This window comes from Cupriavidus sp. USMAA2-4, assembly GCF_001854305.1.
In the GTDB taxonomy this organism is placed as follows: Bacteria; Pseudomonadota; Gammaproteobacteria; order Burkholderiales; family Burkholderiaceae; genus Cupriavidus; species Cupriavidus malaysiensis.
In genome coordinates this window covers 325870-344660 of record NZ_CP017749.1, presented here as the reverse complement: position 1 = coordinate 344660, position 18791 = coordinate 325870, and the positions used below count along the sequence as shown (strand labels likewise).

At 65.6% G+C, this 18791-nt stretch carries 20 protein-coding genes; 7 read left to right on the top strand and 13 right to left on the bottom strand.

Going from position 1 to position 18791, the window contains the following annotated elements:
- The first annotated feature begins 14 nt into the window (after positions 1-14).
- Positions 15-1070 carry an aromatic ring-hydroxylating dioxygenase subunit alpha gene (locus tag BKK79_RS21665; protein ID WP_071022319.1) on the top strand — a complete coding sequence of 352 codons (1056 nt, stop codon included), beginning with the start codon at positions 15-17 and terminating at the stop codon, positions 1068-1070.
- On the top strand, positions 1070-2050 hold the full coding sequence (locus tag BKK79_RS21660) for a PDR/VanB family oxidoreductase (RefSeq protein WP_071018804.1): 981 nt from the start codon (positions 1070-1072) through the stop codon (positions 2048-2050). The genes BKK79_RS21665 and BKK79_RS21660 overlap by 1 nt, the downstream gene beginning before the upstream one ends.
- 58 nt (positions 2051-2108) lie before the next feature.
- On the opposite strand, the gene BKK79_RS21655 is transcribed toward BKK79_RS21660, so the two are convergent.
- A complete protein-coding gene (locus BKK79_RS21655; RefSeq protein WP_071040279.1) occupies positions 2109-2651 on the bottom strand; it encodes a GNAT family N-acetyltransferase in 543 nt (180 codons plus the stop codon).
- Between the two features lie 146 nt (positions 2652-2797).
- Positions 2798-3868, bottom strand: a complete 1071-nt coding sequence (locus tag BKK79_RS21650; RefSeq protein WP_071022325.1) for an MBL fold metallo-hydrolase — start codon at positions 3866-3868, stop codon at positions 2798-2800.
- A gap of 251 nt (positions 3869-4119) precedes the next feature.
- Between BKK79_RS21650 and BKK79_RS21645 the strand changes: the two genes are divergently transcribed.
- Positions 4120-4974 (top strand): isocitrate lyase/PEP mutase family protein, encoded by an 855-nt coding sequence (locus tag BKK79_RS21645; protein ID WP_071038752.1) that lies wholly within the window; start codon positions 4120-4122, stop codon positions 4972-4974.
- 79 nt (positions 4975-5053) lie between these two features.
- On the opposite strand, the gene BKK79_RS21640 is transcribed toward BKK79_RS21645, so the two are convergent.
- Positions 5054-5476, bottom strand: a complete 423-nt coding sequence (locus BKK79_RS21640; RefSeq protein WP_071018807.1) for a YciI family protein — start codon at positions 5474-5476, stop codon at positions 5054-5056.
- 482 nt (positions 5477-5958) lie between these two features.
- Here BKK79_RS21640 and BKK79_RS21635 point away from each other — a divergent pair, with 482 nt between their 5' ends.
- On the top strand, positions 5959-6384 hold the full coding sequence (locus tag BKK79_RS21635) for an organic hydroperoxide resistance protein (protein WP_071018809.1): 426 nt from the start codon (positions 5959-5961) through the stop codon (positions 6382-6384).
- Positions 6385-6480: 96 nt separating this feature from the next.
- Here the strand turns inward: BKK79_RS21635 and BKK79_RS21630 are convergent, their stop codons facing one another.
- From BKK79_RS21630 to BKK79_RS21595, 9 genes are all read right to left on the bottom strand, one after another.
- On the bottom strand, positions 6481-6774 hold the full coding sequence (locus BKK79_RS21630; RefSeq protein ID WP_071038751.1) for a hypothetical protein: 294 nt from the start codon (positions 6772-6774) through the stop codon (positions 6481-6483).
- 214 nt (positions 6775-6988) lie between these two features.
- Positions 6989-9037, bottom strand: a complete 2049-nt coding sequence (locus BKK79_RS21625) for a T6SS phospholipase effector Tle1-like catalytic domain-containing protein (RefSeq protein WP_084085022.1) — start codon at positions 9035-9037, stop codon at positions 6989-6991.
- Positions 9034-9525 (bottom strand): DUF3304 domain-containing protein, encoded by a 492-nt coding sequence (locus BKK79_RS39220; protein WP_084085020.1) that lies wholly within the window; start codon positions 9523-9525, stop codon positions 9034-9036. Before BKK79_RS39220 ends, BKK79_RS21625 begins: the two co-directional genes overlap by 4 nt.
- A gap of 109 nt (positions 9526-9634) precedes the next feature.
- The gene (locus BKK79_RS39215; protein WP_198173385.1) at positions 9635-10126 is read right to left on the bottom strand and encodes a DUF3304 domain-containing protein; all 492 of its coding nucleotides are present in this window, start codon (positions 10124-10126) and stop codon (positions 9635-9637) included.
- Between the two features lie 13 nt (positions 10127-10139).
- Positions 10140-11318, bottom strand: coding sequence for a T6SS phospholipase effector Tle1-like catalytic domain-containing protein (locus BKK79_RS21615; protein WP_071038748.1), 1179 nt, complete (start codon positions 11316-11318; stop codon positions 10140-10142).
- The gene (locus BKK79_RS39210) at positions 11315-11806 is read right to left on the bottom strand and encodes a DUF3304 domain-containing protein (protein ID WP_198173384.1); all 492 of its coding nucleotides are present in this window, start codon (positions 11804-11806) and stop codon (positions 11315-11317) included. The genes BKK79_RS21615 and BKK79_RS39210 overlap by 4 nt, the downstream gene beginning before the upstream one ends.
- A gap of 376 nt (positions 11807-12182) precedes the next feature.
- Positions 12183-12596 (bottom strand): hypothetical protein, encoded by a 414-nt coding sequence (locus BKK79_RS21605; protein ID WP_071038746.1) that lies wholly within the window; start codon positions 12594-12596, stop codon positions 12183-12185.
- Between the two features lie 33 nt (positions 12597-12629).
- A complete protein-coding gene (locus BKK79_RS21600) occupies positions 12630-13451 on the bottom strand; it encodes a DUF4123 domain-containing protein (protein ID WP_071038745.1) in 822 nt (273 codons plus the stop codon).
- Positions 13452-13748: 297 nt separating this feature from the next.
- Positions 13749-16229 carry a type VI secretion system Vgr family protein gene (locus tag BKK79_RS21595; RefSeq protein ID WP_071038744.1) on the bottom strand — a complete coding sequence of 827 codons (2481 nt, stop codon included), beginning with the start codon at positions 16227-16229 and terminating at the stop codon, positions 13749-13751.
- 655 nt (positions 16230-16884) lie between these two features.
- Here BKK79_RS21595 and BKK79_RS21590 point away from each other — a divergent pair.
- Complete coding sequence (locus tag BKK79_RS21590; protein WP_071018812.1) at positions 16885-17169, top strand: hypothetical protein; 285 nt, start codon at positions 16885-16887, stop codon at positions 17167-17169.
- Positions 17170-17269: 100 nt separating this feature from the next.
- On the opposite strand, the gene BKK79_RS21585 is transcribed toward BKK79_RS21590, so the two are convergent.
- Positions 17270-17473: a cold-shock protein gene (locus BKK79_RS21585; protein WP_071018814.1), complete on the bottom strand. Its 204-nt coding sequence runs from the start codon at positions 17471-17473 to the stop codon at positions 17270-17272.
- A gap of 316 nt (positions 17474-17789) precedes the next feature.
- Here BKK79_RS21585 and BKK79_RS21580 point away from each other — a divergent pair, with 316 nt between their 5' ends.
- On the top strand, positions 17790-17996 hold the full coding sequence (locus tag BKK79_RS21580) for a hypothetical protein (RefSeq protein ID WP_071022330.1): 207 nt from the start codon (positions 17790-17792) through the stop codon (positions 17994-17996).
- Between the two features lie 427 nt (positions 17997-18423).
- Positions 18424-18702, top strand: coding sequence for an isochorismatase (locus BKK79_RS21575; protein ID WP_071018816.1), 279 nt, complete (start codon positions 18424-18426; stop codon positions 18700-18702).
- Positions 18703-18791: the final 89 nt, after the last annotated feature.

Sequence of the window (18791 nt, the reverse complement as noted above, 5' to 3'; positions counted from 1 at the left end):
TGGGAGAAACGAAGATGTTCATCCGCAATACCTGGTATGTCGCCGGCTGGGACAAGGAAGTCGGCCCGAGCGAGCTCTTCGCGCGCACCATCATCGGCATCCCCGTGCTGATGTACCGTGACGCGCAGGGCAAGGTGGTCGCGCTGGAAGACCGCTGCTGCCATCGCGGCGCCCCGCTCTCGATCGGCCGGCGCGAGGGCGATTGCGTGCGCTGTTTGTATCACGGGCTCAAGTTCGACACGGGCGGGCGCTGCGTGGAGGCGCCGGCGCAGCAGCGCATCCCGCCGCAGGCCAAGGTGCGCACCTTCCCGGTGGTGGAGCGGCACCGCTGGCTGTGGATCTGGATGGGCGATGCCGAGGCCGCCGATCCGTCGCTGATCCCGGATACGCATTGGCTGGACGATCCCGCCTGGCGCAGCCTCGACGGCTATATCCACTATGACGTCAACTACCTGCTGATCGCCGACAACCTGCTCGACTTCTCGCACCTGCCCTTCGTGCATCCCACCACGCTGGGCGGCAGCGAGGACTACGCCAGCGTGCAGCCGCAGGTGGAGCGGCTGGAGGACGGCGTGCGCATCACGCGCTGGACCCTCGGCACCGAGGCGCCGCCGTTTGCCAGGCAGGTGAAGCAGTGGCCGGGCAAGGTCGACCGCTGGAATATCTACAACTTCACGCTACCCGCCATCCTGGTGATGGATTCGGGCATGGCGCCGGCCGGCACCGGCGCGCCGGAAGGGCACCGCGTGGATGCGGCCGAGTTCCGCGGCTGCCAGGCGCTGACGCCGGAGACCGAGCACTCCACGCACTACTTCTTCGCCCATCCGCACAACTTCGCCATCGACCAGCCGGAGGTGACGCGCTCGATCCACGAGAGCGTGGTGGCCGCCTTCGCCGAGGACCGCGACATCATCACCGCGCAGCAGCGCTCGCTGGCGCTCGAACCGGATTTCAAGATGATCCCGTTCTCCATCGATGCGGCACTGTCGCAGTTCCGCTGGGCGGTGGCGCGCCGCCTCGAAGACGAGGCACGCCAGCGCGCAGCGTCCCCGCAGGCAAAGGTGGCGTGATGGAACTGCTCGTCACCGCGCTGCGGCGGGAGGCCGAGGGGGTGCTGGGCGTGGAACTGCGCCACCCGGCCGGCGCGCCGCTGCCGGCCTTCGTGCCCGGCGCGCATGTCGATGTGGCCTTTCCCAACGGCTGCACGCGGCAGTATTCGATTGCCAGCAGCGCCGGGGATGGCTCCCGCTACTGGCTCGGGATCGGCCTGGCGCCGGCTTCGCGGGGCGGCTCGCGCTATGCGCACGAGCGCCTGCGTCCGGGCGACCGGCTCCAGGTCGGCGCGCCGCGCGCGCTGTTCCAGCTCGACGCCGATGCGGCGGGGCACCTGTTCATCGCCGGCGGCATCGGCATCACGCCCATCCTGAGCATGATCCGCTGGTGCATCGACCACCAGCGCTCCTGGCGCCTGCTGTACTGCGTGCGCTCGCGCCGCCATGCGGCCTACCTGGAGACGCTCGCGCCCCATGCGGCGCGCTGCCGGCTCCACGCCGACGACGAGCAGGGCGGTCCGGCGGACCTGCACGCCAGCCTGCGCGAGCTGCCCGCCGGCTGGCATGTGTACTGCTGTGGCCCGGGCGCGATGATGGACGCGGTGTCGGCCGGCGCCGGCGCGGCCGGGGTGCCCGCGCCGGCCGTGCACTTCGAGCGCTTCGCGCCGCCGTCCGCGCGGGGCGAAGCCGCCGAAGGGGGCGAGGGGGCCGAGGGAGCGGGCCCGGCGGACGGTGCCTTCGAGGTGGCGCTGGCACGGCAGGGCGGGCGTTTCACGGTGCCGGCCGGGCAGAGCATCCTGTCCGTGCTGGAAGGCCATGGACTATGCCTGCCGTCCTCCTGCCGCGAAGGCCTGTGCCGCAGTTGCGAGGTGCCGCTGCTGGCGGGCCGGGCGGACCATCGGGACTATGTGCTGAGCGAGGCGGAACGGGAAGCGAACCGCTCGATCCTGATCTGCGTGTCGCGGGCGGCGGGCGGGGAGCTGGTGCTGGACTTGTAGGCGGGGAGGGACCCGGCGCGATCGCCTGGCGGCATGCGCGGGCCCGCGGGTCCACGGGTCAGGCCGGGTCTGTGGCCAGCCGCGAGTAGATGGAGAAGTCGCCGGGCCGGCCCCGCACCATCCGATAGGACCGCAGCAAGCCCTCGCAGCGGTAGCCGCAGGCGGCGAGCACGCGCGCCGAGCGGGCATTGCTGCGCAAGACTACCGCCTGCACGCGCTGGAAGCCGTAGTGGGAAAAGGACCACGCGGTGACCGAGGCGCAGACGGCGCGGGCGATGCCTCGGCCCCAGTACGCAGGCGACAGGTCATAGGCGATCTCCGCCGTGCGGTTGGCCGTCGACACCGTATGAAAGCCGATGGTGCCGATCACCCCGGCCGTCGCTTGGTCGACGATGGCCATGCGGCGGATCGAGTCCGGCGCGGCGGAGGCGAAGTCCTCGAACTGCGGCGCCAGGTCCGCCGCGGCGTGCAGGTTCCAGCTGGTGTGCTCATAGACCTCGGGCAGGCTCAGGTAGGCGTACCACGCGGCCATGTCGATGGGTTCGATCTGGCGCAGCAGGATGCCGGGGAGGCCGGAAGAGGGCGGATGGTCGATTCTCACCGTCAAGTGGGATAAGTCCAGGTGAGGGCATTGTAGCGAGGCGCCCCGGCGCTTCGGCAGCCGGCGCGTCATCCGTTCGCCGGGCGGCTTGGCCGGACGGGCCGCGCGAGCGGCCTTGCCATCGCCGCCGGGGTGACAGCCGCCGCCTACACGCCTGCGTTCTCCACCACCCGTCCCTCGGCCCGCCAGCGCAGCATGCCGCCGGCGAGATTGGCCACCGACTCGAAGCCTGCCTGCCGCAGGATCACGGTGGCCTGGGCCGAGCGGCCGCCCGCGCGGCAGACGGTGACGACCGGACGCTCCGGCGCGATCTCGCCGCTGCGCGCGGCAAGGTCGCCGAGCGGGATCAGGCGGGCGTGGGGGATGCGCCCCAGCGGGCCGTCGAATTCGGCGGGTTCGCGCACATCGATGATCTGTGGCGCTTCCAGGTGTTCCTCCAGCCATTGCGGCTGGAGCTCCCAGATGCCGGCGAAGGTATAGCTGAGCGGCGCCCAGACCGGCTCGGCCTGCTGGGACGGAGCGCTGGCGGCGGCGCCGCACTGCAGGTTGGCCGGCACCGCGATGTCGATCTGGCGGGGATGGGGCAGGCGCAGGTTGCTGACATAGCCGACGAAGTCGCTCTCGCACAGTTCGCCGCCCAGGCGCGGGTTGAAGCGCCGTTCTTCGCCGACGCTGGTGACGGTGAGGCCGCGGTAGTCGTGCGCCGGGTACAGCAGGCAGGCGTCGGGCAGCGTGAAGAGCTTGTCCTGCACCGCGTGGAACAGGGCGTTGGCGTTGCCCTGCTGGAAGTCGGTGCGGCCGGTGCCGCGGATCAGCAGGCAGTCGCCGGTGAAGGCCATGCTCTCGTCGTCGAGCACCAGGCTGATGCAGCCGTTGGTATGCCCGGGCGTGGCGCGCACCAGCAGGTGGCGCGGGCCGAAGGCGACGGTGTCGCCGTCCTGCAGGTAGCGGTCGGCGCCTTCGGCGCCGCTGGCCGCGGAGATGGCGATGCGGCTGCCGGCATGCTGCTTGAGCAGCCAGGCGCCGGTCACATGGTCGGCATGCACGTGGGTGTCGACCGTCCACTGCAGGCGCAGGCCCAGTTCGGCGATCAAGGCCAGGTCGCGGCGGGCCTGCTCGAAGACGGGATCGATCAGCACCGCCTCGCCGCTGGCGCTGTCGCCGAGCAGGTAGGTATAGGTGGAGGAGGTCTGGTCGAAGAGTTGGCGGAAGATCAGCATGGCGGGGGTCCTGAGGGGCAGGCCGCGTGGTGGAGGGGCCTGCGGCCGGATCCTGGGGTGGTCCGGGCGTTGCTTGCATTCTAGTCCACCAGTTGCCGGTGGCGGGAACGGCAGCGGCCGGCCATGCCGGGACAGGGTGCGCCGATGGCGGCTTCGCGCTACAGTGCCGGCCACGCCACGCCACGCCACGCCACGCCACGCCCGGCCATGTGCCACGGGCAGACGTCATCCACTCACCAGGACCTTTCATGACTCTGAAGCAACGACTGCAACGCCCCGACATCGTCACCGCCCCCGGTGTCTATGACGCCTTGTCGGCGCTGCTGGTCGAGCAGGCCGGCTTCGAGGCCGCCTACCTGTCCGGCGCCAGCATCGCCTACACGCGCCTCGGGCGGCCCGATATCGGCCTGCTCTCGCTCGACGACGTGGCCTCGGTCATGCGCCATATCCGCGAGCGCGTGGCCCTGCCCCTGATCGTCGATGCCGACACCGGCTTCGGCAATGCGCTCAACGTGATGCAGACCGTGCGCGTGCTGGAGCGTGCCGGCGCCTCGGCCATCCAGCTGGAAGACCAGGCCATGCCCAAGCGCTGCGGGCACCTCGACGGCAAGACGCTGATCCCGGCGGCGGAAATGGCCGGCAAGATCCGCGCCGCCTGCGATGCGCGCCGCGATGCCGACACGCTGATCGTGGCGCGCACCGACGCGGTCGCGGTGGAAGGCATGGAGGCGGCGCTGGCGCGTGCCGAGCGCTACGCGGAGGCCGGCGCCGACGTGTTGTTCGTGGAAGCGCTGCGCAGCCGCGAAGACATGGGCGCGGCCATCGCCCGCCTGGGCGGCCGCGCGCCGCTGCTGGCCAATATGGTCGAAGGCGGCAAGACGCCGGTGCTGTCCGCGGCCGAGCTGCAGGCGATCGGCTTCCGCCTGGTGATCTTCCCCGGTGGCACGGTGCGCGCGTTGAGCTTCGCGCTGCGCGACTACCTGCAGAGCCTTGGCGCGCACGGTACCACCACGCCTTACCTGGACAAGATGCTGTCCTTCGCGGCGCTCAACGATGTCATCGGCACGCCAGGGATGCTGGCGCTGGGCAAGCAGTACGAATGAAGGGCGGCGCGGTCCGGCCGGGTGAGCCGACCGGGCCGCGCTGCGGAAGCAGGGTAGGGCGCGCGCGCCGCCGCCGCGCTTATCGACCCGGGGTCTGGGCGCGCAGCCGCGCTTCCTGCTCGCGCAGTTCCGGCGTCATGGCATCGCCGAAGTCCTCCATGCCGAACAGCGGGCGGATCTCGATCTCCGATTCGCTTTCCATCGGGTTGGGGCAGCGCTTGACCCACTCCACCGCTTCCTCCATCGACTTGACCTGCCACAGCCAGAAGCCGGCAATCAGTTCCTTGGTCTCGGCGAAGGGGCCGTCGATCACCGTGCGCTCCTTGCCCGAGAAGCGCACCCGCTTGCCGCGCACGCTGGGCTGCAGGCCCTCGCCGGCCTGCATGATGCCGGCCTTGACCAGTTCCTCATTGAACTTGCCCATGGCCTCCAGCAGCTCCGTGCTGGGCATCTCGCCGGCTTCCGATTCGGCGCTTGCCTTCACTATCACCATGACTCGCATTGTTCTCTCCTGTTGGGATCGGGGACATAGGGGGAGCCTGCCCTCCTTCTGCGGTTCTCGCGTGGCGGGCGGCTCTGATGGTACGACGAAGGAGGCAGGCGGAAATCGACAAGGACAGATGAAAATCGTTGGCTGGCGCGAAAAAGTGCTGATCGGGGCGCTACGTGAGCGACTCCTGTCGCCAGGGAGTGACGCATCGGACAAATGATCCGGTTGCCTTCATTGGTAAAAAGTAGCTTGCAATTAAATCGTGCACGATCTATATTCCTCTCCATGGCGAGCGCGACGGCGCAGGGATCCGAGGGGATCCCGAGCGGCAGCGGATCGCCTTTGCTGATTTTGCTGATGGCCTGTGCGGAATTGGGGGCTGGAGTCTTTCCCTGGTGTCGCTGCGGCAAATAAGTAGTGTGCGATTTAATCGTATGAAAATTCCGGCGGAAGCCTGTCGGCCCGCCCATCACAACCCAAGCAGGAGTCCTGTCATGTCGATCGAAAAAGTCCTCTACCGCGCCGAAGCCACCGCCACCGGAGGCCGCGACGGCCGCGCCGTCTCGTCCGACGGCGCGTTGGAAGTCAAGCTGTCCACGCCGCGCGAACTCGGCGGCGCCGGTGGTGATGGCACCAACCCCGAGCAACTGTTCGCGGCCGGCTATTCGGCCTGTTTCCTCGGCGCGCTGAAATTCGTCGCCGCGCGCGACAAGGTGGCGCTGCCCAAGGATGTCGCGATCACCGGCAACGTCGGCATCGGCGCGATCCCGACCGGCTTCGGCATCGAGGTCGACCTGCGCATCGCGCTGCCGGGCCTGGAGCGCGACGTCGCCCAGGCGCTGGTGGACAAGGCGCACACCGTCTGCCCCTATTCCAACGCCACGCGCGGCAATATCGACGTGCGCCTGACCGTGCTGTAAGACCTGAGCGAATGGTGCCAGGGCGTCGGGTCGAGCCCTGGCCAGCGGAGCGTCGCCAGCGCGGCCGGCCATGCCGGCCGCTTTGCTGTGTTCTTGCTAGCCGATGCCGGCGGTCTGCGGCGCGTGCCGTAGCGCCATCTCGCTGAATACCAGGGTCTGGTGCGCCAGCTCGGCCGCGAGCGACAGCGCGCTGTGCTGCGCGCAGTCATCGCCGGCGTCGGGGCCGCCATCGCCCGGCGCCTGCTCGCACAGCAGGCGCAGCAGCGCATGCAGTTGCGCGGCCTTCTGCTCGGCCACGCTCAGCGGGGTTTCCAGCGGGAAGCGCGTGGTCAGGTAGAGGTCGGGGCCGCTGCGTTCGGCGGCCAGGGTCTGGCGGGTGGGTTCGGGCATGGGCGTCCTCCAGGGCGATTGCAAGATCCGGCCGCGTGCTCGCGGCCGTCTACGTGGTCGGGACGCCAATCCCGGTTGCCGTGGTTGCGGCAACACAGTGAGCGTATCGCGGACTGATGGGCCGCGATGTTTCGGATCGAAACGTTTGCAGAGGTGGAGGGGCTGGCCATGCTGCGCGCTGCGCCTCCTGCTCCATGCGCATCAGCCGGATGCGTCACGGATGCGCTTCCCCCTGCCGCGGGTCCATGTCTCGCGTTTCGTTATCGGCATCGCCCGCTTTCGGCATGTACACCCAGCGTTGCCGGAAATACCCGCCGCCTTCGCGCCGGCTGCTGGTCACCAGCCGAATGACCGCGACCCGCATCGCCGGGGCATCGTCGTCCCGCATGAGCGGATAGTCCAGTTCGTACTGGTCGCCGTCTTTGGGCAATGCGGTACCGTTGCGGAGGGACGCGATGCGGGCATCCGCATAATGCCGGTTCTGCTCATAAAGGCGTTGCCAGAACGGGTTCAAGCGCTTTCCGCCGGCCTTTGCCTTGCACATGTCCTCGAAGTCCTGCTCCTTGTCATACCGGGTCACGGCCCCCGCGAGATAGAAGCCGGCCAGCGAATCGTGCACATAGTGCTCGAACAGGACAGCCTCCGTCCAATGGGGACGCTGGTGGTTTTCCAGGGGGGCAGCGAAGATGTCTTTCGCCCAATGCTCCCACGGCGTCAGCGGGATCCCGTTGTCCGCGTACAGGACCTGCATCTGGCTCGCCCCGGCGCGCTCGGCCGGGGACAGGAGCACGTTACGGTTGCCGTAGATATGCGCGTTGTCGTCGGCGCGCGAATGCATCACCCGCAGGTCCCATTGCAGATTCTCATTCGATTCCTCCAGATCCTGCTTGTCCTGCGCCGTGGCCGCGTGCTGCGAAATCGATCCCTGTGGCGTGTGCAGCATCCGCGAGCGCCAGCGGTAATAGAGCCGCATGTGCTTGAGGTAGACCTTGCGGAAATCGGTTACCCCATCCGCACGCAGGCGCTGCATGTAGAGGTTGAAGGCCGAGAACACGCCGGGGTCAACCTCGAAGTCTTCGCGGACAACCGGCTCCAGCTTGTCGAATCGCACAAACGGCACACCATGGACCAGTGCCGCCCGATACATGTGAAGCAGCGGAATCTGCGACAGCAGCGCTGCGTGCCCGCCACGCGAGCGACCCTGGTTGCCGGGCGCGTAGCCGCCGCCGACATCCGAATGCACGCCGGGAAAGAGCCATTCCTCGACGTTGCCGCCGACCACGCGGGTCAGGGGGAAATTCATGCGGTTCTCGTGCGCGGCCATCAGGTGCACCGTCTTCGTGACGAGGGCGGGCAGGGGCAGCAGGATTTCCGCCGCCCAGCTGCAATGGCCGCTGAACATCCAGAGAGCGAACTGCTCGTGCAAAGACGCCGACGCGCCCACCGAGGCCACCGAATCGAACAGGCCCAGGAACTGGATTTCCGTATCGATGGCGCCCAGGAACTTGCCATCCTGCAGCGTATCCCGATACCAGTAGCAGAAGGCACGGGCCTCGACCGCGCCGCGCGAGAAGCCGAACACCGAGAGCGTCACCTTGGGCACGCTCGGCGTCGGCTTGGCGAGCAGGCGCTCGCGCAGCTTCTGCGACAGCCGGTCCGACAACGGCTTGAACCACTCGTGGCGCTTCAGTGGGGCAGACGCTGGATCGGGGCGTTTCCCTTGATCGACTTTGGCTTCGTAGTCCTGGATGAGGGCGGCCATTTCCTCTCTTCGGAGCATCGGTTGATCGTCAAATACTGTGCGATGCACGGCGTTATAGACTTGCAAGACCGCCCAGAGGATGCGGGCCTGTCCGCCCTTGGCGAACGCCTTGCCGTCTGTCGTTTCCTGATGCTCGCCGATCTCCTTGAACGGTGTGCCGACGCCTGGGATGTAGTGGCGGTAATACTGATTCGAGTTCTCCGGCAGGTTCTCCGTGATGTCGGGGTATGCCAGAAACAGCCGGACAATGTTGCTGTGGCATCGTTCTTCGGGGTTATCTTCCAGCTTGTCGTAGTCTCGTTCCTTGTTGTTGTTCGTGCCGTCGAAGAACAGTCCGACGTTGACGGCATGATGGCAATTCGGCTCCCCCCCTTTCCGGAAAAGCAGTGCCTCCGGGAAGGTGTTGACCAGGTGATCTTCTTCCTCAAGCGTTAGCTTGCAATAGTCAGCCACTGGTGCGTATTGCGTGACAATGCTTGGGCTCTGAACGGATTGACTCATTGACGCTTGTCTCCCGTCGGATCGTATGGGCGGGTGGGATACGGAATCGGATGCAGCGTGCTTCTTGGGCCGGGGTTCGACACGACGACACGAATCTCGTCGTTGGGGAAGAAGTGCACATATACGTCGCCTGGTTCGGTGTAGGACTCGACCGGGACCCCTTTCTTGGTTTTCCAGTTGTGCTTACTTCCGTTATCCAGTGTCAAGTCGTACCGGATATCGATCGTCAGACCCGGCCGCCAGACTCGCGGCAAGCGGACGCAGCATGTACTCGCGATATCCGCGCCGTATGCCCTGGCATTCGCGCCAAATTGGCCATTGACGGTGAAGCCATAGAGAAATTGACCGGTATGGTTGACCGGTCCGATGGCGGCGTTGATATAGCGCTTGTCATCGTCGCGCGTAGACAGGCCGCCGCTGTTACTGGCGCAGGAAGCCAGCAAGCAAGAGGTGAGGCATGCAGCAATCAGATGGTGTAGCCGTGGCATGGAGGATTCCTTTTCAGTATCAGTTGATCGTCTTCCTCAAGCGTCAGCTTGCAATAGTTAGCCGCCGGTGCGTATTGCGTGGTAATGCTTGGGCTCTGAACGGATTGACTCATTGACGCTTGTCTCCCGTCGGATCGTATGGGCGGGTGGGATATGGAATCGGATGCAGCGTGCTTCTTGGGCCGGGGTTCGACACGACGACACGAATCTCGTCATTGGGGAAGAAGTGCACATATACGTCGCCTGGTTCGGTGTAGGACTCGACCGGGACCCCTTTCTTGGTCTTCCAGTTGTCATCCTTCCCGTCATTGATCAACAGGTCATACTGGATATCGACCGTCAATCCCGGCCGCCAGACACGAGGCAGTCGCACACAGCACACGCCCGCATTTCCGCCACCGTACTTGCTTGCGTTGCCGCCGAATTGGCCGTTCACGGAGAACTCATACAGGTATTGCCCCGTGTGGTTGACGCCCCCGAGGGAGGCATTGATATAGCGCTTGTCAGCGTCGCGCGTAGACAGGCCGCCGCTGCTGCTGGCGCAGGAAGCCAGCAAGCAAGAGGTGAGGCATGCCGCAATCAGATGGTGTAGCCGTGGCATGGGTGAGTCCTTGTCAGTGAACGCGCAGGGGATGGCGATAGACGCGGCGAGAATCGCGTTCCTCATTCAGCCGATACGTGCGAACCAGTGGAATCTGCGACAGCAGCGCTGCGTGCCCGCCACGCGAGCGTCCCTGGTTGCCGGGCGCATAGCCGCCGCCGACATCCGAATGCACGCCGGGAAAGAGCCATTCCTCGACGTTGCCGCCGACCACGCGGGTCAGGGGGAAATTCATGCGGTTCTCGTGCGCGGCCATCAGGTGCACCGTCTTCGTGACGAGGGCGGGCAGGGGCAGCAGGATTTCCGCCGCCCAACTGCAATGGCCGCTGAACATCCAGAGGGCGAACTGCTCGTGCAAAGACGCCGACGCGCCCACCGAGGCGACCGAATCGAACAGGCCCAGGAACCGGATTTCCGTATCGATGGCGCCCAGGAACTTGCCGTCCTGCAGCGTATCCCGATACCAGTAGCAGAAGGCACGGGCCTCGACCGCACCGCGCGAGAAGCCGAACACCGAGAGCGTCACCTTGGGCACGCTCGGCGTCGGCTTGGCGAGCAGGCGCTCGCGCAGCTTCTGCGACAGCCGGTCCGACAACGGCTTGAACCACTCGTGGCGCTTCAGTGGGGCAGACGCCGGATCGGGGCGTTTCCCTTGATCGACCTTGGCTTCGTAGTCCTGGATGAGGGCGGCCATTTCCTCATCGGTGAGCATCGGGCGACCGTAGACGCAGAGATGCACGGCGTTGTAGACCTGCAAGACCGCCCAGAGGATGCGGGCCTGTCCGCCCTTGGCGAACGCCTTGCCTTCTGTCGTTTCCTGATGCTCGCCGATCTCCTTGAACGGTGTGCCGACGCCTGGGATGTAGTGGCGGTAATACTGATTCGAGTTCTCCGGCAGGTTCTCCGTCATGTCGGGGTACGCCAGAAGCAGCCGGACAATGTTGCTGTGGCATCGTTCTTCGGGGCTAGCTTCCAGCTTGTCGTAGTCTCGTTCCTTGTTGTTGTTCGTGCCGTCGAAGAACAGTCCGACGTTGACAATATGATGGCAATTTGGCTCGGTTCCATTCCGAGAACACAGTGCCTCCGGGAAGGTGTCGATCAGGTGATCTTCTTCCTCAAGCGTCAGCTTGCAATAGTCGGCCGCCGGTGCATACTGCGAGAGAATGCTCGCACTCTGAATGGGTTGGCTCATTGGCTCCTCCCTCCGCGTTTCTTGTTCGGATTCACCGGAAAGGGAATGGGGTGCTCTGCCGCATTGGGGGCCCAATTCGTCACGACTACCCGGATTTGGTCGTCTGGAAAGAAGTGCACATAAACGCTGCCGGGCTCCGTGTAGGGCTCGACCGGGACCCCTTTCTTGGTCTTCCAGTTGTGCTTACTTCCGTTATCCAGTGTCAGGTCGTACCGGATATCGATCGTCAGACCCGGCCGCCAGACTCGCGGCAAGCGGACGCAGCATGTACTCGCGATGTCCGCGCCGTATGCCCTGGCATTCGCGCCAAATTGGCCATTGACGGTGAAGCCATAGAGAAATTGACTGGTATGGTTGACCGGTCCGATGGAGGCGTTGATATAGGCCTTGTCAGCGTCGCGCGTAGACAGGCCGCCGCTGTTACTGGCGCAGGAAGTCAGCAAGGTGGAGACGAGGCATACCGCAATCAGATGGTGTAGCCGTGGCATGGGTGAGTCCTTGTCAGTGAACGCGCAGGGGATGGCGATTGACGCGGCGAGAATCGCGTTCCTCATTCAGCCGATATATGTGAACCAGCGGAATCTGCGACAGCAGCGATGCGTGCCCGCCACGCGAGCGACCCTGGTTGCCGGGCGCATAGCCGCCGCCGACATCCGAATGCACGCCGGGAAAGAGCCATTCCTCGACGTTGCCGCCTACTACGCGGGGCAAGGGGGGAATTCATGCGGCTCTCCTATGCGGCCGTCCGGGGCACCGTTCTCGTGACGAGCGATTCCAGGGCCGTGAGGATCCTCGCTGGATGGGCCGTTCACGCGGACGTCATGCGGGCTTGGTTGCGCTTGCCTGACGTGGGCATGGGAATGCCTATCGGGCGCGCCCCTGACAGAACTGAACCGTCATGAGCGCTGCGATCTCCTGTGTCACCTGCTGCGCGCTGTCGGGGTGATAGAGCGCGGAGAAATCCGGGGAATAGACGTAGCTCACGATATTCCTGGTCATCGCGGCGACTTGGGGCGGCGTCGGCATCGTGCTTTGCTTCTCCTCGATTCGCCTATGCGCGGTGTCCAGGGTTTCCCGGTCTTGAAAGCGGCTATTGATGGCTTCTTTGAGTACGAAATCAATGCTGCGGAAGCAAGCCCTGCTCTCGTCGCCAGGATCCGCGGCGAAAGGCGGTGTCGCTGGCCGCTCGTTGTCTCGCTCAGTCGGCGCGGCGCCAGCGCAGGTCGATGCCAGGGTAAGCGCTAAGGCGGAAAGAAGCAGCTTGCAGCGTTTTCGCATAAGACAGTCTCCTCGAAAGATGTTGGCTCGCATTCAGCGTGGCAGCCGTGTGAGCAGATCGGACAGGATGCCTTCCTTGTGGCGCGCGCATAGCAGTGCTTGCTGCACGGCGGGGTCTTGCTCGCAGTCGCCCGCAAAGCGCACCGCGAAGCGGGCGTAGAGAAAGCGCTGTTGATCGTCATCGATGCCGATCCGGTCCAGCGTGGCCAATGCCCGATGCACGGTGTCGTATTGTTCGATGGGGCTGCGCGCCAACTGGGCGTGGTAGGGGTTTTCGGCCATCCTGGCCAGGTGCTGGTCCGGCTCTCCGACGTCGAACAGTTGGATCAGTTGCCGTTCGGTCACCCGGAAGTCCTCGACAGGTTCGTCTGGCCGGGCGGGCTCGGCATCGGGCGCGCCGTCGAAGGATTGGGCCTGCCCGTGCCGGTTGACGATGATCCAGGCGCCAATTCCCGCGAAGGCGTGCGCTTGCTGCTCCGCGTTCAGCCATCCGGGCGCGGGAGGCCAGACACGGGTATCGGCAAAGCGCAACAGCCAGCGCTTGCCGCTGCCGTCCGTGATGCCGGCCGTGCGCATCAGTTGGGCCTGTACGACGGGAGCCGGATGGCGGCTTACCAGCACGCCCAATGCCGGCAGGCCGCTGCAACGGGACACGAGTGTCGCCGTGTGTTGCGCGAGTTGGTTCAGGTCATGCGGCAATTCCAGCAGATGAGGTGCCCAGTCGCGGCCGCTGTCATAGCCGGGGGAGCCGGCGTAGACGGAGAGCGGCGCCGGCCAGCCGTGTTGCCGGCACAGGTCCGGCAGCTCCCTGACGAGCAGGCAATCGACCAGCGCATACAGGCGCGATGCCGGCATTGCCTCGGCGCATTGCCGCAAGATGCCTACCAATTCGCCAGGAAGTTGTGGCGATGATTCTGCTACAGCAAAGTACACGAGGGCTCCAATCCGTTTTCAGAAGGGGGGGCTTCGCGCTCATCGGTGGCGCGCCCATCGCCGCTACGGCGCTGCGAGCTTGGGCGGCCTGGGCGGCCTGGGCGGCGCAGGCCATGCATGGCACCGGCGCGGGTGGCGATGCGGCGCAGCCAAGCCACAGAAGCCACGGCGCGAGTGGCAGCCAGCCTCTCAAGCGGGCTGTCCGCCTGGGGCCGCGCTTCATCCGGCGCGGCTCGCCTGGCTCAGCGCTGCTCCTTGTCTTGCCGCCAGCGTCATGCATTCCAGGCAGATGCCGTTGGGCATCATCTGCCGGGGAGGTGGCAAGGACTTCGGCCCGGGCATGGCGTGGCTGGCCGCGTGTGCTGCCCAACTGCCGGTGGTGCCGTGTTCAATGCCGTTCGCATTGAGCCGCAGATAGCTGCTGCCGGCATTGACCACCACCTCCTTGGCTGCCGCAATCTCGATGCTGTCCATGGCGCTGATCACGCGCAGTACCTTCTGCGCGATGATCTCGATGTCGTCGGTCTGCGCCTGGATCTCGATCTTGCCCTTGGCGGCAAACAGGCGCAGTCCGGCCTTGCGCGCAAACAGCACGATTCGGTGCAGGGCGCTGGCTACCAGGCTCTTGCCCGTTGCCAGGGACAGGTGTCCGCCCGTCGTCATCGCCGTATGGCAGTTGCTGTGCAGATGGATCTCCTGCCCGGCTGTCACCGCGATGCCTGCGGGACTCGCCGCCACGAGATGCGGCGCCGAGAATTCCCCCTGCTCGCCGTGGCCTTTCAGCGTGCTGAGTTGGGATTGCAGCGCGCGGGCGACGTCCAGCTGCTCGGACTGCTGCGCGTGCAAGTGGTCCGCGGCGTCGCCCAGTTCGTGGTGGATTTCATGCGCGCGTGCCAGCCGCTGTGTCGTCTCGGAAACGTCCTTGTGATGGTTGGCGGCATGCGCGCGCATTTCCGTGGTCAACAGCAGGCCCGAGCCGGCACGCATGACACCCCAGGCATCCGTGCGCAGCTCGTACCCTTCGCCGCGCTGGTCGCGCCGTCCCGCATGGCCGGGGACGCGCACGATGTAGCCCATGCTGAGCATCGTGGCCTGATGGTCGCTGCCGAGCTGTGTCTGAATCTGGCCCTGGGTGTCGTCTTGCAGGAAGGTGTTGTGGCGTTCGCCGAACAACTCCTTGCTGCGAAAGCCCGACAGCGCGTGCTGGTCCGGCAGGTTCCACGGCGACCGGTTGACGTGGTTCACCACGCGGCCGGTGATGATGGGGCAGTCCGGATCGCCCGACTGGAAGTTGACAATCACCTCCTGGCCGATGCGCGGCAGGTGGCTTGCGCCGAACTGGTTGCCCTGCCAGGCCTGCGCGGTACGCACCCAGCACGAGCTGTTGGCGTTGCGCTGCCCGACGCGGTCCCAATGGAACTGCACCCTGACCCGTCCGAACTCGTCTACCCAGATCTCCTGATTCTCGGGGCCGACGACCAGGGCCGTCTGCGGCCCGTGCGTATGCGGTTTGGATCGCGTACGGTCGGGGCGGAAAATCTCGGCAGTCGATTGCGCGTCGAATTGCACTTCACAGCGCCACGATTGTCCCTGCCCGGAGACTTCGCCCACGTCCTCGAGCGTCAACTGCGTCGCGAATACCAGATACTCACGATTGGCGGCGGTCTGCGCAAAGCCTTTGAGGGCAAAGGTCGTGCCTGGCACGACGGCACGGACATTACCGGTCCCGGACACGCGGCTGCCGTGCTGCCGGATGGCTTCCATGCGGATGCGGGCGAGCATATCGCCCTCCTTCCATGGGTCGTTACCGGTGGCCGGTTGCGCGTGGCCGCCGCGATACGCGTAGATCTCGCTGTCGGCATGGGCCGTGTCGCGCGGGTCGTGGCACGCCACATGCAGGTCGGCGCGGGGCTTTACGAAGTCATAGTCGGTGCTTGCCCATCTGCCCGAGACCAGTCGGTCGCGCACATGAAACGCATACAGATGTTCGGCATCCGCGCGGTCGGAAGACTGGCGCCATTCGAGTGTGTGATAGGCCGGGCTGGCGACGCGGCGGAACGCCCCGTTGCCGTCGGACAGGACCAGACGATGGCGGCCGCTGGAGTGCTCGAAGAAGAAGCTGATCCCCCATTCTTCGGTCAGGCGCTGGAAGAACGCATAGTCGGTCTCGCCGTACTGGACCTGATATTCCCGCTTGGGGTAACGGGCCACGTCCAGCCGCTTTTCGACCGGAAAGGAATAGTCGGCCAGCAGCTCGTCAAGGATTTCGACCACCGTTTTTTGCTGGAATATCTTGTAGTCCGTGGTGAGCGATGCCAGAAAGAGCCAGGGACGCAGCGTCAGCCGATACAAGAAATGTCGTCCCTCGGGAATCGGCCCGGTGATCTCGGTGACAATTCCTGTAATCTCCCGCTCGCCCGCGCCGAAACCGCCGCTCGGGCCCGTGCCGCTGCCGTCGAGTTCGATCTCCAGCGTCAGTTCCTGGCCCTGCATCTGCGGCAGGTCCAGGTTTGCCTCCGGTCCCCCGAGTCCCCAGCGTTCATCAGGCGTCTTCAGATCCACCGTATAGGTGAACAGGTCGTTGATGCCTTCGGAGCCCTGTACGCGGGCAACGGTCAATGCTACTTGGGCGAGAATTTCCGGCAAGCCGTCGCCGCGGAGTTTGACAGTGCGGGAGGAAGAAGGCGGAGGCATACCCATGAGTCAGACTCCAGGGAAGGAAAGCGCAGCGATCGGAAAGGGGGGATGGGAAACCTGGCGCAGGGCGGCGCCGCGCGAACGCGCGAGCGGCGGTCGCTACCCATGCGGCGGTGCTCCACCGTGCGTAAGCCGGGCCGGCGTCAACCAGAGATGGCGCCCAGGCAACTTAGATGCTGGTGCAGCAAGAGAGGGATTTCCACAGGACGATTCCCAAAATCACCGAAATTTGGCGGCAATTTGCGGTAATCGATGGTCATTCCCCGATCCTTCCAAACGAAGGATGGAGGTTTTCCTGAGCTGAGTAGCGGTCGCTGGCGCAAGACGCTGCAACTGGCCTGGATGGGTCGATGCGCGGGCATCGGGCCAAGGCAATGGGTGGTGCCTGCATCGGCTAGGCTGGCGCCAGCGGGCAGCGGGCCACAGTGGCGCGGCGTGCGCCAATGGATGCCAGCGAAGGGCTTGCGCGGTCGAACCGAGCCAGCGCGATACCGCAGCCGGTGCGGTTGACTCAGCCACGCGGTTCGCCGTCGGTCGTTCGCGAGTGCCGGCGTTCAGCCGCCAGGGGGGGGGGGGCGGTGCCGGCGATCGCCAAATATTCCCGCTGAACGTGGGGAATGCGCGTACAGTGGGGGCATACCATCAACCGGAGAAGGCTGTGGATGCCTACCCGAGCGCCAACTACAAGGGCTTCGATCTCTACCCGCTGGTTTACCCATACGAGCCGCCGCGGGAATGGCATGAGCCCCGGCCCGACCGCGCGTACAACGCCTCGGTCGTGATCTGCCGCGAAGGCAGTCCGCCGAATGCCGAGCATGGCAGGGTCTTCGCGCTGCCGGTCGCGCAGTGGGAGAGCCTGGGTGCCGCGAAGCGTGCCGCCGTCAAGACCGGTGAGGAAATCATCGACGGCCTGGTGGAGGGCATGAGCACGGCCGGTCTTTGAGCCGGGCCCGTTGACCGTCTCGCGGCGGGCTCCAACCGGGATCCCGGCGGGCACAAAAAAAGCCCCGCATTGCGGGGCTTTTCTGCCTGGGAGGCGAGACTCAGATCGCTTCGATCTTGGTCGCTGCCGGGCCCTTCTGGCCTACGCCGGCCACGTAGCGGACCTTCTGGCCTTCCTGGAGCGACTTGAAGCCGCTGCCTTGGATTTCCGAGAAGTGCGCGAACAGGTCGTTGCCACCTGCGTCGGGCGTGATGAAGCCGAAGCCCTTGGAGTCATTGAACCACTTGACGGTACCGGTTTCCATGTTTGGATTCCTCAAAGAATTTCCGCCAGGAAAAACCGCTGGCGGAGCATGACGATCAAGGAAGAAACGAGGAAACGCTTGAAGTGTGTTACGCACCCAGTACTTCAAAGTTACTGCCTGAAAATCTTGCCCGCTCCTTATACCTGTATGTGGATGGAATGTCAAGGATTCGCCCCGGCGGCTGTGTCCGATCGGGCGCATGGAGCGTCACGCCTGTGCGGCGCCGGCTTTCCCGTTCATGATGGCTACCCTTGGCAGGGGCCGTTCCTTGCCCAGGACATTGGCCGTGGCCCCCATCACTCACGAAGGACGCGATATGACGCTCTGTCCGGCCTGCCAGGCCATGGAAATGCACAAGTTCGGCGCACCCGGGCACCCCGCCTTGCGGATCACGGATACCCAGCGCATCAAGCCGGCCAGAGGGCCTGCGCTGACTGTCAGCACCTTCGTGTGCCAGGTCTGCGGAACGCAGTGGACGTATCGCGACCAGAAGCGCGATCCCGAGGCGGGGTGGCAGCGATAGCGCTGCACGCGCGGGGTGCCGGCGGCGTGGGGGAACGGGCCGGTTCCTGCTGGCAGGTATCGAAGATGGTATCATTGCGCCTTATCACCGCATGCCGGTGATAAGCCATAGGCAGGCCGCGACACATCATCAATAGAAGAGAACAAGCTCGGCGGCCGCTCGGGTGTACACCCGATCCCTTCCGGGCGCCACGCGCCTGTCACTATCCGACCAGCGGCACCGCCGCTCCGCGGCGATCGCGCATGTACAGGGCGCGATGGCGAGCGCAAGCATGGTCCTCCCCGAACAGTGCAAGCGATTCTGCCGATGGGCATGACGCGCATTGTTTTTTCCACGTCGACTGGAAGCCGAAGCCGCACCAGTCCGTGTTGACCGCAGTGCGCGGCGCCAGGCCTCTGGCGCGCGCACTGGCAAAGCAGGAAACAACTTGAATCAGAGCATCACCCCGTTCACCGTTTCGGTGTACCCCATTCAGCAAGAACCCGGCATCTGGTTCGCGAACTACGTCATTTCCGAGTACCGCAATGGTGTCGAGCAAGTCGTCGCCAATGTTTCGATGCGGCACGCTACGCACCGTTCGGAAGCCCGTGCCAAGCAGGCCGCGCGCAGCGCCGGCGAACGCGCCGCGGCGCATCTGCGTGCGCGCCAGTTGCGCGGCGCCAAGGCCGGCGGCCTTCGGCTGCCCGGCGGCAAGTCCCCGCGCTGAGCGGGAACGACCTTGGCAAACGCGGGTCTGCGACAGGAGGTTGTCGGTGCATCCGGACCGCCGCCTGCGCGCCAGGCCGGAGATGCCGC